This is a genomic window from Kitasatospora sp. NPDC056446 (assembly GCF_042796115.1).
GTDB lineage: Bacteria > Actinomycetota > Actinomycetes > Streptomycetales > Streptomycetaceae > Kitasatospora.
In genome coordinates this window covers 58,449-73,013 of the sequence record NZ_JBHTRF010000042.1, presented here as the reverse complement: position 1 = coordinate 73,013, position 14,565 = coordinate 58,449, and the positions used below count along the sequence as shown (strand labels likewise).

The following is a 14,565-nucleotide window of genomic DNA, read 5'->3' as shown; positions in this document are numbered from 1 at the left end:
CGCGCCTGAAGCTGGTGCGCCTGCCGGAGTGCGCGCTGACCACCCCGGACCTGCCCGAGTGCCGGGTGCAGACCCCGCTGCCGGGCGGCAACGACGCCGAACACCAGACGGTGGCCGCCGACGCGCTGACCACGGCCCCGGCCGGGTCGATGCGGCTGGCAGCGGCTCCGGGTGCGATGGTGCTGGCCGCCACGACCGGCAGCGCCGGCCCGAGCGGCAACTACAAGGCGACCCCGCTGTCCTCCGCCTCGACCTGGTCGACGGCCCTGAACAGCGGCTCGTTCAGCTGGTCGTACGACATTCCGCTCACTGCGGTACCCGGCGGACTGACCCCCAAGCTCGGGCTGTCGTACAGCTCGGGCCGGATCGACGGCCGCACGTCCAACAGCAACAACCAGGCCTCCTGGGCGGGCGACGGCTTCGACCTCTCGCCCGGCTTCGTGGAGCGCAGCTACAAGCCTTGCGCCGACGACGGCGCCCCGAAGTCCAACGGTTCCGAGCCCGGGGACCTGTGCTGGGGGACGGACAACGCCACCATCAGCTTCGGCGGGCACTCCGGCGAGCTGATCCCGGTCTCCGACGACGAGTGGCGCATCGAGGGCGACGACAACACCAAGGTCACCAGGCTGCGGGACATCGCTCGCGGTAACGGTGACAACGACGGCGAGTACTTCCGCGCCACCACCACCGACGGCACCTCCTACTACTTCGGCTACAACCGCCTGCCGAACTGGTCGGCCGGCAAGCCGGAGACCAAGTCCGTCTACACCGTCCCGGTGTTCGGCAACAACGCCGGGGAGCCCTGCAACGGCGCGGACTTCGCGTCCTCCTGGTGCCAGCAGGGCTGGCGGTGGAACCTCGACCTGGTGGTCGACACCCACGGCAACGACATCACCTACTGGTACACCCCCGAGACCAACAACTACGGCCGCAACCTCAAGGCGAGCGACCGCACCCCCTACATCCGCGGGGGCCGACTGGACCACATCGAGTACGGCCAGCAGCAGGGCGACCTCTACTCGGCCACCGTCAAGCCGATGGGCCGCGTCGACTTCTCCACCGCCGAACGCTGCCTCGAAGGCAACGCCGCACTCTGCGACCCGGCGAAGATCGACACCAACCGGCAGTACTGGTACGACACCCCGTGGGACCAGAACTGCAAGGACGGCACCGACTGCACCGGCCAGTACTCGCCGACCTTCTTCACCCGCACCCGCCTCACCCAGATCGCGGCCAAGACCCTCCAGGCCGACGGCAGTTACGCCACCGTCGACACCTGGGACCTGACCCACAAGTGGGGCACCGCCGACTTCGACTACCAGCTCCTGCTGGACTCGATCAAGCACACCGGCACCTCCGCCACCCCCTCCGTCGCCCTGCCGAAGACCACCTTCGCCTACAAGCAGCTCGCCAACCGGCTCGACAAGGTCGGCGACGGCCGCATGCCGTTCATCAAGCAGCGCCTGGGCACCGTCACCGACGAGCTCGGCGGCCAGATCGACGTCAACTACTCGGCCGCCGCGTGCGACTGGAACAACCTGCCCACCCCGCAGACCAACACCACCCGCTGCTTCCCGCAGATGTACCAGCCGACCAACGACGTGCCGGTGACCACGGAGTGGTTCAACAAGTACGTCGTCGACGCGGTCATCGCCACCGACCGCACCGGCGGCGCGCCCGACTCGGTCACCCACTACACCTACCTCGGCGACGCCGCCTGGCACTTCGACGACGAGGACGGACTGACCCGGGAGAAGCTCAAGACCTGGTCCCAGTGGCGCGGCTACGCCCGCACCCGGGTGGAGACCGGCGGCGTCACCGGCATGGCCACCCAGGCCGACCACTACTTCCTGCGCGGCATGGACCAGGACCGCAACAACCCCGCCGACAAGAACGGCAAGCGCGCCGTCACCGTCGACGACGGCCAGGGCACCACGATCACCGACGACAACGCGTGGGCCGGCTACGAGTACCGCACCGAGCAGTACGACAAGCCCGGCGGCGTCATCCTCGGCAAGACCGTCAGCACCCCGTGGAAGAAGGAGACCGCCAAGCGCGTCCGCGACTGGGGCACCACCACCGCCAACCTGACCGGCACGTCGGTCCGGCGCTCCTTCACCTCGCTGGACAAGGGCGCCGGGAACTCCTGGCGCGAGACCCGCAGCAGCACCACCGTCGACGGCTACGGCCGCACCACCCAGTCCGAGGACCTGGGTGATGTCGCGAACGCCGCTGACGACAAGTGCACCCGGATCACCTACGCGGACAACGCCCCGGCCTGGATCCTGGCGGCCGCGATCCGCACCGAGACCGTCGCCGCGAACTGCTCGGCGAACGTCAACCGGGACACCCAGCCTGACGGCACCTCGGCCGTCCTGGCCGACACCCGGGTGAGTTTCGACGGCCAGGCCCACGGCGCCGCCCCCACCAAGGGCGACGTCACGCGGACGGAGACGCTCAAGTCCCGCACCGGCAACAGCGCCACCTACCTCGGCAACACCTCCGCCTTCGACGGCTACGGGCGGACGCTGACCAGCACCGAACTCGCCGTCAGCACGGTCTACGACCTCACCGGGGCCACCGCGCCGGTCAGCACGGCGACCCCGCTCGCCAGGACCACGACCACGGCCTACACCCCGGCGACCGGCCGGCCGACGCAGTCGAAGACCACCGGCGCCCCGTCCGTCGTCGGCAACACCGCCACCGCGCACACCGTCACGACCGACTACGAGCCCGTCCGCGGCCTGAACGCCGACACGATCGACGCCAACAACCGCCGCACCGACCTGCAGTACGACGGCCTCGGCCGGATTACGAAGGTCTGGCTGCCCAACCGCTCGAAGAGCACCGGCCAGTCACCCAACCACCAGTTCGCCTACGACATCGCCGACGGCAAGATCACCTCCGTCTCGTCGCTCACCCTGAACGCCGACGGCTCCCAGGACACCACCTACACGCTGTACGACGGCCTGGGCCGGGTGCGCCAGACCCAGGCACCCGGTGACAACGGCGGCCGCATCCTCAGCGACAACTTCTACGACGAACGCGGCCAGGCCGCCCTCGCCTACACGCCGTACTACGCCACCGGCGCCCCGACCACGACCCTGTTCAAGGTCGAGGACGCCACCGGCGTCGAGACCCAGACCGCGAAGACCTTCGACGGCCTCGGCCGCGTGGTGACGTCCACGGTGCTGGCCGGCAACGGGGTCGGCGTCCCGCTCTCCACCACGACCACCGAGTACAACGGCGACCGGGTCACCGTCGTCCCGCCCATCGGAGCGGTCCCGACCACGACCATCGCGGACGCGGCCGGGCACACCACCGAGGTCCGCCAGTACAAGGACCGGACCCTCACCGGCTACGACGCCACCGGCTACGCCTACGATCCGGCCGGCCACCTCACCAAGCTGACCGACCCGGCCGGCACCGTGTGGACCTGGCTGTACAACCAGCGCGGCTGGCAGACCAAGGCCGTCGACCCGGACTCCGGCACCACCGTCAAGGTCTTCAATGACCGCGCGGAGCTGGTCAGCACCACCGACGGCCGCGGCAGGACCGTCGCCACCGTCTACGACAACCTGTCCCGGCCGGTGGAGACCCACGACGGCTCCGTCACCGGTCCGCTGATGACCTCCACGGTGTGGGACCCGACGGGCAACAAGGGGATGCTCTCCTCCACGACCCGCTACGCCACGGTCAACGGCACCACCTACCAGTACAAGACCACCAACTCGCTCTACGACCCGCTGGGCCGCGCGACCCGCTCCACGGTCACCATCCCGTCCGTCCCCGGCCAGGAGGCACTCGCCGGCAGCTACGTCACCGGCGCGATCTACCGGCTCGACGGCCTGCCCCAGTCCGTCTCCTACCCGGCGGCGGGCAACCTGCCCGCCGAGTCGCTGGCCTTCACCTACGACCAGCTCCACCGCGCGACGGCGGTCTCCGGCCTCACCAGCTACCAGACCGCCCAGACCTTCAGCCTCACCGGCAAGCCGCTGCAGTCCACCCTGAGCAACGGCACCCCGGGCAAGGACGTCTACGTCACCAACTCCTACGAGTGGGGCACCCAGCGCCTCGCCTCCAGCCGCACCGACGAGTACGGCGTCACCGGCGCACTGCGGGCCGCCGCCTACACCTACGACCAGGCCGGCAACATCACCGCGCTGACCGACAGCACGTCCGCGGGCGTCGACCGGCAGTGCTTCCAGTACGACTACCAGGTCCGCCTCACCGAGGCGTTCACGCCCTCCGGAACCAGTTGCCCGTCGGCCCCCGACGGTGCGTCCCTCGGCGGCCCGGCCCCGTACTGGAACAGCTGGACCTACAACACCAACGGCACCCGGGCGGGTGAGACCCGGCACGACCCGAAGGGCAACCCCACCCTCGACACCACGACCGGCTACGGGTACCCGGCGGCGACCGGCACCCGTCCGCACACCCTGGACAGCACCAGCTCGACCGTGGGCTCGGTCGGCACCCCGGCCGTCGAGACCTACGAGTACGACGCGTCCGGCAACACCGTCGGCCGCCACCTGAAGCCCTCCGGCAACCGGACCAGCGACCAGGTGCTGGTCTGGAACTCCGAGGGGAAGCTGGACAAGGTCGCCGACACCGTGAAGACCACGGTCGGCGGCACCACCGGCACCACGACGAGGACCACCGACTACCTGTACGACGCGATCGGCAACCGCCTCCTCACGCACAACCTCGACACGGCCGACCCGGCCGGCGAGAAGTGGACCCTCAGCCTCGGCAACACCGAGCTCACCCTGGTCAAGGGCGCGGCCAAGCCCACCGCGGTCCGCTACTACCAGCTGGGCGGGGCGACCGCGCTGCGCACCGACGACAACAAGGTCACGTTCCAGGTCGGCGACCACCACGGCACGGCGACGCTCAACATCGACGCCGTCACCGGGGCGGCCGGCGTCCGCCGGACCACCCCGTTCGGCTCGGCACGCGGCGCGGCCCCGGCCACCTGGGCGGGCAGCCGCGGCTTCGTCGGCGGCACCGACGAGCCCACCGGGCTCGTCCACCTCGGGGCCCGTGACTACGACCCCGCCACCGGCCGGTTCATCAGCATCGACCCGGTCTTCGCCGAGGCCGACCCGCAGTCGCTCAACGGCTACACCTACGCCCACAGCAGCCCGCTCAACCGCAGCGACCCGAGCGGACTGTTCGACCCCGACGAGCGCAACTACTGCCGGGAGCACGCGGACGACTGCGCCGGCAACCACATCAAGCCGACGAACGCCAACACCCAGGGTGTCCAGGACGGCAAGAACGTCATCTGGGACGGCTACGGCGTGCCTCACGTGCTGGCCGAGACCGAGAAGTTCGCCAACCCCAACGAGGGCATCGCCTACCGCGCCATCAACGACGACCTGAAGAAGTCCGGCAACTGGTACGACGGGTCGAAGTCGGGCAGCGGCGTGCGGTACCTGCTGCAGGACGAGGACAATCCGATCCTCCAGAAGAACACCATCGCGGATGTGAACGGGAACAGCGTGCCGATCGGCACCACGGCCGACTTCATCAAGGTCACCTGGCGCAACGGCAAGATCGTCAGCGTCGAGACGATGGACGCGACCGGCGGGAAGAGCCTCGAGGGTGCCATCGGGACGATCAACAACAAGATGGACGTCAGAGGGAAGGCGCAGGCCGGAGGCGTCGTCCTCGTCGCGGAGAACGCCGCCCTGGCCAAGGACATCGCCGACCACTTCGCCGGGAACCAGAACGTCCGGATCATCACCGCGGACGGGTCGTTCGACAGCCGTGCTTCGGTGAAGGTCAGCGTCACCCCGCCGAAGCCGCCGGCGGCGGCTCCGAAGCCGCGGGCGCCCAGGAGCGGAAGCCGACTCGGGGCCCTCAGCCGGATTCCGGTGCTCGGCATCATCACGGCGCCGCTGACGGCGATGCAGGCCAAGGACGACATCCAGGACTACGGCTGGCAGGACGGAATCGACCTGACCCTCCAGAACATCTTCGATCCGTTGGACTTCAGCGGTACACGCGAGAGGATCACCAACCCCTACGTGCCGATCGCGTAGCAGGTCACAGCAGTCGGACCGGCTGAACCGCCGGATCCCGGCCCCGGGCCGGCCCGCCGCCGCATCGGCGCGGGCCGGCCCGGGGCCGACCGCATCCCCTCCGGCACTTCCCCCGGCCCTCCTTCGCCCCTCCCCTGCCCTTCCTCAGCAGACCTGCGTCAGTAGGATCACCGGGTCGTATCCTTCGGCCTCCAGACCTCACGCACTCATCCCCTTAGGCGCGCACCATGGCTCGTGATCTCCTGACCGTCTGCCTCCCCCCGACCCCGCCCGATGAGGTCACGGCGGCGATCGGGGCCGCCATGGCCCCCTACGACTACGACTACGTGCGGCAGCCCGGCGGCCCCGCCTGGCAGGGCAAATGGGATGCCTGGCACATCTACGGCGGGCACGACGGCGACGGATTCCCCGTCGCCCCCGCCGACGAGGCGGACCCCCGCCTGATCTTCAACCCGGTCCTGCCGAACGGCACCCCCCGGCAGCGGATCCCCTCGCGGTGGGACGGCGGCCCGCGTGCCCTCCTCGACTTCGACGCCGCCCGGGCCCCCGTGGCCGCGCGCGCCGCCGAACGCCGGCGGGCATGGGAGACGTTCGCCGCGGACTTCCCGCCGGCCCTGCCGTTCGACACCTTTGTCGAACGCGCTCGCCAGGACCTCGTCGGCTACCCCGTCGCCCGAGCCCGTGCCGACTACTTCGAGCAGCCGCTGATCAGCGCGGCCGACAGCTCGCCCGAGGTCTGCGGCCTCTTCCCGCGCCTGACCGACCCGCTCCACCACTTCCGGGGCGACGAGGCGGAGTTCGTCCGCCGTGAGACGGAACTGGTCATCCCGACGGACTACCTGCTGCTCCTGGACGGTCAGTGGATCGACGGCACCGTCGACGACTGGGGCCGGGAACTCGGCCGGTTCGGCAGCTACCACCGGTTCGCTGACGACTACCTGGAGACCCTGCCGGGGGACTGCCTGGTGATCCGGCTCCGCTTCCACTTCTGACGCAGCGCATCACGCCGTACGGGCGTCAGCGCACCGGCGTGCGAACCTCCCGCACCGCCGGCATCCGCCGACATCCGCCGGACCGTCATCGCCACCACCCGCCCCCGCCCGCCTCCGCCCGCCACCACCCGCCTCCGCATCACAACGGGTCGGCCGGGGGACTTGATCGCGACGGGGAGTCGGGGCCAAGATCTCCCCCGGTTGGATCACAACGGGGGGAGCCGTGATGTCCGAGGACCGGTCGGTCAGTCGTGGGCTGAGACAGCGCCACATCGCCATGATCGCGCTGGGTGGTGCGATCGGGGCCGGGCTGTTCGTCGGCTCCGGCGTCGGGATCGCCGCGGCGGGGCCCGGGATCGTGGTGTCGTACGTGGTGGCCGGGGTGCTGACCGTGCTGGTCATGCGGATGCTCGGCGAGATGTCGGCCGCCCGCCCCGGCTCCGGGTCGTTCTCCGCGCACGCCGCCCGCGCCTGGGGGCCGTGGGCCGGGCTGCTGGCCGGCTGGATGTACTGGGCGCTGCTGGTGGTGAGCGTGGCCGCGGAGGCGATCGGGGCGTCCCGGATCGTGGCGGGATGGCTGCCGCAGGTGCCCGCCTGGGTGTGGGTGGCGGCGTTCATGGCGCTGTTCACCGGGACGAACCTGGCGGGCGTCCGGCACTTCGGCGAGCTGGAGTTCTGGTTCGCCGGGGTGAAGGCGGCCTCGATCTGCGCGTTCATCCTGCTGGGCGCCGCCGCCGTGCTCACCGGCCGGACTCCGGCCGCAGAGAGCCTGACCGCGCACGGCGGACTGCTGCCGCACGGCTGGCACGGGGTCGCGGTGGGCACCGTCGCGGCAGTGTTCGCGTACGGCGGGCTGGAGACGGTGACCATCGCCGCCGCCGAGTGCGACGACCCGGTGGCCGCGGTGCGCCGGGCGGTGCGCACGGTGCTGTGGCGGGTGGCGCTGTTCTACATCGGCTCGATGGCGGTGATCGTCGCCGTGGTGCCGTGGGACGACCCGGCGGTCGCCGGCGGCCCGTACGCGGCGGCGATCGGCCGGATCGGGGTGCCGGGCGCGGAGCAGTTGATGAACGCCGTCGTGCTGGTGGCCCTGTTGTCGGCGATGAACGCCAACATCTACGGCTCCTCGCGGATGCTGCACGCCCTCGCCGCCCGCGGCGACGCCCCGCGCCTGCTGACCCGGCGCGGCCGGGGCGGGCAGGGCGGGCAGGGCGCCGTCGGGACCGGCGGCGCAGTCGGGACCGGCCGCGCCGTGCTCGCCTCGGCCGCGTTCGGCTTCGCGTCGGTGGTGCTCAGCCTGCTGTGGCCGCAGACCGTCTTCCCGTTCCTGCTGAACTCGATCGGGACGGCGATCCTGGTGGTCTGGATCCTGATCGCCGCGTCCCACCTGCGGCTGCACGGACGGGGGCGGCGGCAGGGGCAGGAACGGGGGCAGGAGCTCGGGGTGCCGAGGGCGGCCCCGATGCGGGGCTTCCCGTACCTGGGGTACCTGGCGCTGGCGGCGATGGCCGGGGTGCTGGTGTTCATGCTGGTGGACCCGGGCAGCCGCAGCCAGGTGCTCTGCACCGGCGCATGGACGGCGGTGCTGCTGCTGGTGGCCGGGGTGCGGCGGCGCCGGCGCGGGCGCGGGCGGGACGCGGCACCGACGGCCGGCGTTCCGGCGGTCGTGGGACCGGCAGTCGTGGGACCGGCGGTCGTGGGACCGGCGGTAACGGCGGCCCCGGATGCCGGGCCCGCCGTCGCCGGGGTCGGCGCCGGGGTCACTGCTCCCGCGCGTACCGCGCCAGGAACAGGTCGACCCCGGAGCTGACCATCCGGTGCATCCCGGCCTCGTCCAGTTCGGCCTCCGGGCTGAACGTCCGCACCAGCTGAGGCACGCCCACCGTGCAGGCGACCAGCTGCTGCACAGCCAGCGCCGGATCCTCCACGGCGAGCACGCCGCGGCTGTCCAGTTCGGCGAAGGCCTCGATCAGCGGGCCGTTGTTCATGTCGTAGCTGACCCGGTACCAGAGCTGGCCCAGCTGGGGGAAGCGGTCGATCTCGCCGATCACCAGGCGGCGCAGCGACATGATGTCGGGGCGCAGCAGGATGCGGGTCCAGTCGAGGGTGAGGGTGATCAGCGCGGAGCGCAGGTCGTCGGCCTCGGCGATGGTGGAGTTCCACGGCTTGAGGTCCTCGTAGGTGGTGGGCAGTATGCCGCCGATCACCGCGAGGAAGAGCCGTTCCTTGTTGCCGAAGTGCTTGTAGATGGTCGCCTTGGAGACGCCGGAGCGGGCGGTGATGGCGTCCATCGAGGCGGCCGAATAGCCCTCCTTGAGGAACTCGGCGAGTGCGGCGTCGATGATCGCCTGCCGGCGTCGCTGGGCGGCGTCGGTCGGCCCCGGGATGATCGGGATGCCGAACTCGTCGGTCGGCTGGGGGCTGTCGGCGGCCATCGGGGGTTCTCCTCGGGTGCTCGGGGGGAGACGGTACGGGCCAGTATAGGAAACTGAACGGTTCGGTTGGTTCACCTGGCGTCCGGCATCCGGGCCCGGTAGGTGCGCCTGGCCTCCGGCATCCGGGCTCGGTAGGTGCGCCTGGCGTCCGGTCAGTGCGGCAGCGAGGCGACGTACGCCGCCAGTTGCGGGCCGAGCGCCGCACCGAGCAGGAAGACCAGGTTGAACAGCCCGATCGCCTCCGGCCGCCGCTGCGGCGCCACGGCCTCGGCGGCGGCGCCGGTCAGGACGCCCTGGCCGCCCGCGTTGACGCAGGCGCCGGCCCCGGCGCCCAGGAGCACCAGCGGCGCCCAGGGGCCGAACGCGGCGAGCGCGAGCGCGGCGAACGAGACGCCGAGCAGCAGGCCGGCGGTCCGCCGCAGGCCCAGCCGGGGCGCGGCGCGCACCAGCGACCAGGAGAGCAGCGCGCCGGTCAGGGCGGCGAGCGAGCCGGCGGCGCCGGTCTGGACGGCGCTCCATCCGGTCAGCGCGGCGGCCCGCCGCGGCGCGCCGTAGACCAGGCCGAAGTTGACGGTCGCCAGGACCAGCATCACCGCCGCGACGGCCCGGAAGCGCGGCACCGCGAGGGCGTCCAGGCCGAGGAACGAGCGGCTCGCCGCCCACGCGCCCCGCGCCGGCTCCGGTCCGGTCCCGGCCGCCGATCCGACTGCCGATCCGACTGCCGGTCCGGCCGCCGGGCCCGCCGACGGCCCGGCGCACCCGCGCAGTGCGGCCGGCAGCACCGCCAGGGTCAGCACCGGCAGCACCAGGCAGGCCCGCCAGCCCAGCCCGGCCGCCACCGCCACGCCGATGAACAGGCCGGCGGTGCCGCCCGCCGCACTGCCGATCGCGACGACCCCGGAGGCGCGTCCGTCCGGTTGGCGCGCGGCGAGTTGGAAGGCGGCCACGTTGAACCCGGCCGCACCGACCGCCTGCAGGGCGCGCCCGGCGACCAGCGGGCCGAGGGCCGTTCCGGCGGCGAGCGTGACCAGCACGCCGAGCAGCAGCGCCCCCGCGGAGGCGAGCAGCAGCGCCCGGGGGCCGCGCCGCCCGGCGGTGCCGGTGAGCAGCGGGGTGCCGAGCATCATGCCGAGCCCGTAGCCGCTCATCAGCCAGGCGGCGGCGCCGGGGCCGGTGTGCAGCTCCCGCGCGATGGCGGGCAGGACGAGGCTCGGGCTGGAGAGTCCGGCCGCCCCCGGGGCGGCGACCGCCGCGAGCAGCAGGCCCGTCCGGAGCGACCCCTGTACGCCCCGGCCGGTCCTGCCCTCCGGCGGCTCCACCGGGAGCGTGTCCGCCCCCGCCGCCGTGTCCAGCGCTCCCGGGCTCATGCCGGGATCCTCCCGAACTTGCCGTTCGAGAAGTCGAGTTGGGCCTGCCGGAGCTCGGCTGCGGTGTTCATCACGAACGGGCCGCCGCGGGCCACCGGCTCGCCGATCGGCTCGCCGGCCAGGACCAGCACCTCGGCCGGGCCGTCCGGCGCGGCGACGGCGATCCGCTCGCCGTCGTGTGCCAGCACCGCGAGTTGGCCGTCGGCGAGCGGCGCGTCGGGCAGTTCGACGGCGCCGGAGAGCACGTAGACGGCGGCGTTGTGACCGGCCGGCACGGTGAACTCGGCCCGCCCGCCGGCGGGCAGGACGGCGTGCGCGAGGAGGACCGGCAGGTGGGTTTCGAAGGGTCCGGCCACGCCGTGGCTGCGGCCCGCGATCACCTTGACCCGGCTGCCGTCCTCGGTGTGCACCACCGGAATGGTGTCGGGCCCCTGGTTCTGGCTGCGGGCCGGGAGGTCCTTCAGCCGGGCGGGCAGGTTCACCCAGATCTGGAGCATGTGCTGGCGGCCGCCGTGGGCGAGCAGTTCGGCGGTCGGCTCGTTGGAGTGGACGATGCCGGCGCCGGCGGTGAGCCACTCGACCTCGCCGGCGACGCTGGTGCCGCGCCGGCCGGTCGAGTCGGCCCAGTCCATCGAGCCCTCGATGAGGTAGGAGACCGCCTCGAACCCGCGGTGCGGGTGGGCGGGGGCGCCCTTGGCCTCGCCGGGGGCGAGCAGCAGCGGACCGGTCTGGTCGACCATCAGGAACGGGTCGAGCATCGGGAGTTCGGCCACCGGGAACGGGCGGCGGACGGGGAAGCCGGCGCCCTCGAAGGTGTGCACGGGATCGATGACGGTGGTGGTCGAGCGGACGGGGGCGGCCTGGGCCGCGGCGGGCTGAGTCGTCGTCATGCCGAGAACTGAACTACACGATTCAGTTCAGAGTCAAGACTGAACTGTCTGGTTGACGCATTGAACTGAACGGTTTAGATTTCTCGGCGTCGGAACGACCGCCGACCCGCCGGCCCGGCACCGGGCACACCCACACCCACACCCACACCGCAAGGAGCACCGCCATGAGCGCGTCCAAGGTCTTCGCCATCTCCGGCTCGCTGCGCGCCGACTCGCACAACACCGCGCTGCTGCGCGCCGCCCGCAAGCTCGACCCGGCCGGCATGGAGATCGAGATCTACGACGGCCTGCGCGAGATCCCGCCCTACGACTACGACCTCGACCACCCGGGTGTGCGCCCCGCCGTCGTCGAGGAGCTGCGCCGCAAGGTGCTGGAGGCGGACGGCCTGCTGATCGCCACCCCGGAGTTCAACTACTCGATCCCCGGCGTCCTGAAGAACGCCCTGGACTGGCTGAGCACCGACTGGAGCAAGACCGAGGGCCTGCCGCTGCACCGCAAGCCCACCGCGATCATGGGCGCCGCGCCCACCAACTTCGGCTCCGTCCGCGCCCAGCTGGCGCTGCGCCAGGTCTTCGTCTGGACCGACAGCGACGTGGTGGTCAAGCCCGAGCTGGTCGCCTTCCGCTCCCACGAGCGCTTCGACGAGCAGGGCGAGCTGACCGACGAGGGCACCGCCGGCATCCTCAAGGCCCTGCTCACCGCCCTCCAGGGCAAGATCGACGCCGCCCGCTCCTGACCCGCCCCGAGCGCCGGGACCGACACCCGGCCTGCGCCCCGCCGGCGCCCGCCGGAGCCCCAGCGGCGCCCGACGACCCCGAAACCCGCCGCCCCCACGCAGCACGAAGCCCCGCCGGGCCCCCTTGGGCTCCGGCGGGGCTTCGCCACGCCTGCGGTACCCGACCGCCGCAGGTCAGGTCCCTGGCGGGCAGCCGGCCCGTGGTGAGGTGCCGCGTGACGGCCGTGTCGGCGCAGGACGGGCCGTTCACCACCACCCCGCGACCCTCACCACCGGCCACCGTGACCATCCGCGAACCGTGCGGCGCCCGGCGCATCCCCTGCGCCATGGTCGGCGTCGTCCGCGGGTCCCACTGATTCCGAACGATCGGCGCGTCGACGTCGTCGTCCACCACGGTGGCCGGTTCGCCGGCCGACGACGTCCAGAACGCGCACGGCTGGATGTCGGCCCCCAGGTCGCGGCCGGCGGGTACGCGGCCCGGTCCCGGAGCACGTCCTGGCGGTACTGCCCGAAAGCCTCCCGGTCGGGGGCGGGGCTCCGGACAGCGCGCGGTTCGCGGTTACCCGAGGCCGCGGGCGTCCTGCTTCAGCGCCGTGTCCACGGTCAGCGCGGTCGCCACGACGAGGCTGAGCAGCGGGTCGGCGAGCGGGCGGTGGATCTGGAGCACGTAGTTGTCGGCCGTGGTGAACATCGTCTTCGCCAGGCCTTCCCAGGTCTTGGTGATCCGGGCGACCTCGGTGTCCGTCTCGTCGACGATCGAGAAGTTCCAGGCCCGCCAGTTCTCCGCCTTGATGGCGCCGACCTTCCGGCCGCCGACCTCCAGCGCGAAGTTGATCTTCCCGATGGCGTTCTGCTGGATGATCTGGCCGACCTCCTGGCCGTCCGGACGCTGCACGATCACCCGCGACTTGATGAGCTTCGCCGGGCGGGTCAGCAGCAGGACCGGGGTGCCCTGCGCGTCACGGATCTCCAACTTGTGGGTCAGGTACTGGTCGAGGGAGGTGAGCAGCCGGATGGCCTTGCGCAGAGCGCCCTGACCGACCTGGACCACCGAGCCCAGCGTGGCGCCCTGCTGGTCGAAGACCGTGTACTCGTTGGTCAGCTCGATCAGCTTGGCCTTCTGGTTCACCACCAGGACGGGCTCGGAGAAGAGGGTGCCGCCACCGCCAAGGACCGGTCCGACGCCGGCCTGCTGCCGCACCTGACGCTGGACCTTGGCGGAGTCGCCGGCCGGAGCGGCCGACTGCCCGGGGAAACCGGGGGTGTTCGTGTTCTGGGACATGGCGGGCAGGCTAGGCCCAATCCTCTGCGGATAGCCAGATCATTTCGCACGGCCCCCGGGTCCGCCCGGGACCTCGCGTCGCGAATTCGACCTGAAAGTTCCGGTATTGCGAACGTAAAGCGGATGGCAACCGGCGGTGCGAGTGTGGCTGATATCACATCAGCCGGTCGTCTGCGGGCGGACGACCCGCCCCGGAGGAGGCCACCCCGGCCCTCGGAACCTCCGGAGCCCGAACCGCGGACGTGCGCACCGGCATGCATCCGATATGTCCTCAGACCGCGGCGTACGGACGGGTCCACGCGCTTCGAGGAGTCCGCCCGGCGGCGCGCACCGACTGTCCGGCATCGCGGTTCCCTGCCCGTCACTGGGCGCTCGCCGCCGGTCGTACGACGATCTCGTTGACGTCGACTTCCACCACCCGGACGTCGGCGCCCTGACCCTCACCCACCACGCGTTCGATGTCCGGGACGCCCCTGGGCAGCAGTTGATCATCTACCACGCCGAACCCGGCAGCCCCAGCGCCGAGGCCCTCAGCCTGCTCGGCTCCGTACACGCCACCGCGAACCGGGCCCGGCGGTCCGCCGGGTGACAGCCCGTACCACGTCACCGCAGGCGGGCGGCACGCGGCCGGGCCTGCTCGGCACGCGGCTGGGACCGCTCGGCGCGCGGCGCGGCCGATCCGGGCGTCGTTCCTTGTACGCGCGGGATCGTTCCATCCGGGGTTTCACCAGCCATCGGTCACTCATTCGAGTGAATGGTGTGGATTGCTTGCCGGGGATGATCACGCCGGGACGAACATGTGCATGAAAGATCAT

Annotated in this window: 9 protein-coding genes and 1 pseudogene; 5 read left to right on the top strand and 5 right to left on the bottom strand. The window is 71.9% G+C overall.

Annotated features, from left to right (window positions below; all coding sequences use genetic code 11):
* The first annotated feature begins 14 nt into the window (after nucleotides 1-14).
* The 3 genes from ACFQ6N_RS24910 to ACFQ6N_RS24900 all read left to right on the top strand — a co-directional run bounded on the left by ACFQ6N_RS24910 (nucleotide 15) and on the right by ACFQ6N_RS24900 (nucleotide 8,849).
* Complete coding sequence (locus tag ACFQ6N_RS24910) at nucleotides 15-6,047, top strand: RHS repeat domain-containing protein (RefSeq protein WP_380653000.1); 6,033 nt, start codon at nucleotides 15-17, stop codon at nucleotides 6,045-6,047.
* A gap of 227 nt (nucleotides 6,048-6,274) precedes the next feature.
* Nucleotides 6,275-7,039, top strand: coding sequence for a hypothetical protein (locus ACFQ6N_RS24905; RefSeq protein ID WP_380652997.1), 765 nt, complete (start codon nucleotides 6,275-6,277; stop codon nucleotides 7,037-7,039).
* A gap of 226 nt (nucleotides 7,040-7,265) precedes the next feature.
* Complete coding sequence (locus ACFQ6N_RS24900; protein WP_380652994.1) at nucleotides 7,266-8,849, top strand: amino acid permease; 1,584 nt, start codon at nucleotides 7,266-7,268, stop codon at nucleotides 8,847-8,849.
* Here the strand turns inward: ACFQ6N_RS24900 and ACFQ6N_RS24895 are convergent.
* From ACFQ6N_RS24895 to ACFQ6N_RS24885, 3 genes are all read right to left on the bottom strand, one after another.
* Nucleotides 8,800-9,474: a TetR/AcrR family transcriptional regulator gene (locus tag ACFQ6N_RS24895; RefSeq protein WP_380652991.1), complete on the bottom strand. Its 675-nt coding sequence runs from the start codon at nucleotides 9,472-9,474 to the stop codon at nucleotides 8,800-8,802. The genes ACFQ6N_RS24900 and ACFQ6N_RS24895 overlap by 50 nt on opposite strands.
* A 152-nt stretch (nucleotides 9,475-9,626) precedes the next feature.
* The gene (locus ACFQ6N_RS24890; protein WP_380652988.1) at nucleotides 9,627-10,841 is read right to left on the bottom strand and encodes an MFS transporter; all 1,215 of its coding nucleotides are present in this window, start codon (nucleotides 10,839-10,841) and stop codon (nucleotides 9,627-9,629) included.
* Nucleotides 10,838-11,731, bottom strand: a complete 894-nt coding sequence (locus ACFQ6N_RS24885) for a pirin family protein (protein ID WP_380652985.1) — start codon at nucleotides 11,729-11,731, stop codon at nucleotides 10,838-10,840. The genes ACFQ6N_RS24890 and ACFQ6N_RS24885 overlap by 4 nt, the downstream gene beginning before the upstream one ends.
* A gap of 164 nt (nucleotides 11,732-11,895) precedes the next feature.
* Between ACFQ6N_RS24885 and ACFQ6N_RS24880 the strand changes: the two genes are divergently transcribed.
* Complete coding sequence (locus tag ACFQ6N_RS24880) at nucleotides 11,896-12,468, top strand: NADPH-dependent FMN reductase (protein ID WP_380652982.1); 573 nt, start codon at nucleotides 11,896-11,898, stop codon at nucleotides 12,466-12,468.
* Here ACFQ6N_RS24880 and ACFQ6N_RS24875 read toward each other — a convergent pair.
* Both ACFQ6N_RS24875 and ACFQ6N_RS24870 read right to left on the bottom strand, forming a co-directional pair.
* A complete protein-coding gene (locus ACFQ6N_RS24875; RefSeq protein WP_380653007.1) occupies nucleotides 12,428-12,910 on the bottom strand; it encodes an alpha/beta hydrolase in 483 nt (160 codons plus the stop codon). The two genes, ACFQ6N_RS24880 and ACFQ6N_RS24875, sit on opposite strands and share 41 nt — an antisense overlap.
* Nucleotides 12,911-13,027: 117 nt before the next feature.
* Nucleotides 13,028-13,750 (bottom strand): LURP-one-related/scramblase family protein, encoded by a 723-nt coding sequence (locus ACFQ6N_RS24870; RefSeq protein WP_380652979.1) that lies wholly within the window; start codon nucleotides 13,748-13,750, stop codon nucleotides 13,028-13,030.
* Nucleotides 13,751-14,159: 409 nt separating this feature from the next.
* Between ACFQ6N_RS24870 and ACFQ6N_RS24865 the strand changes: the two are divergent.
* Nucleotides 14,160-14,339 (top strand): annotated as a pseudogene (locus ACFQ6N_RS24865) (transcriptional regulator); the annotation flags it as partial.
* Nucleotides 14,340-14,565 lie beyond the last annotated feature (226 nt).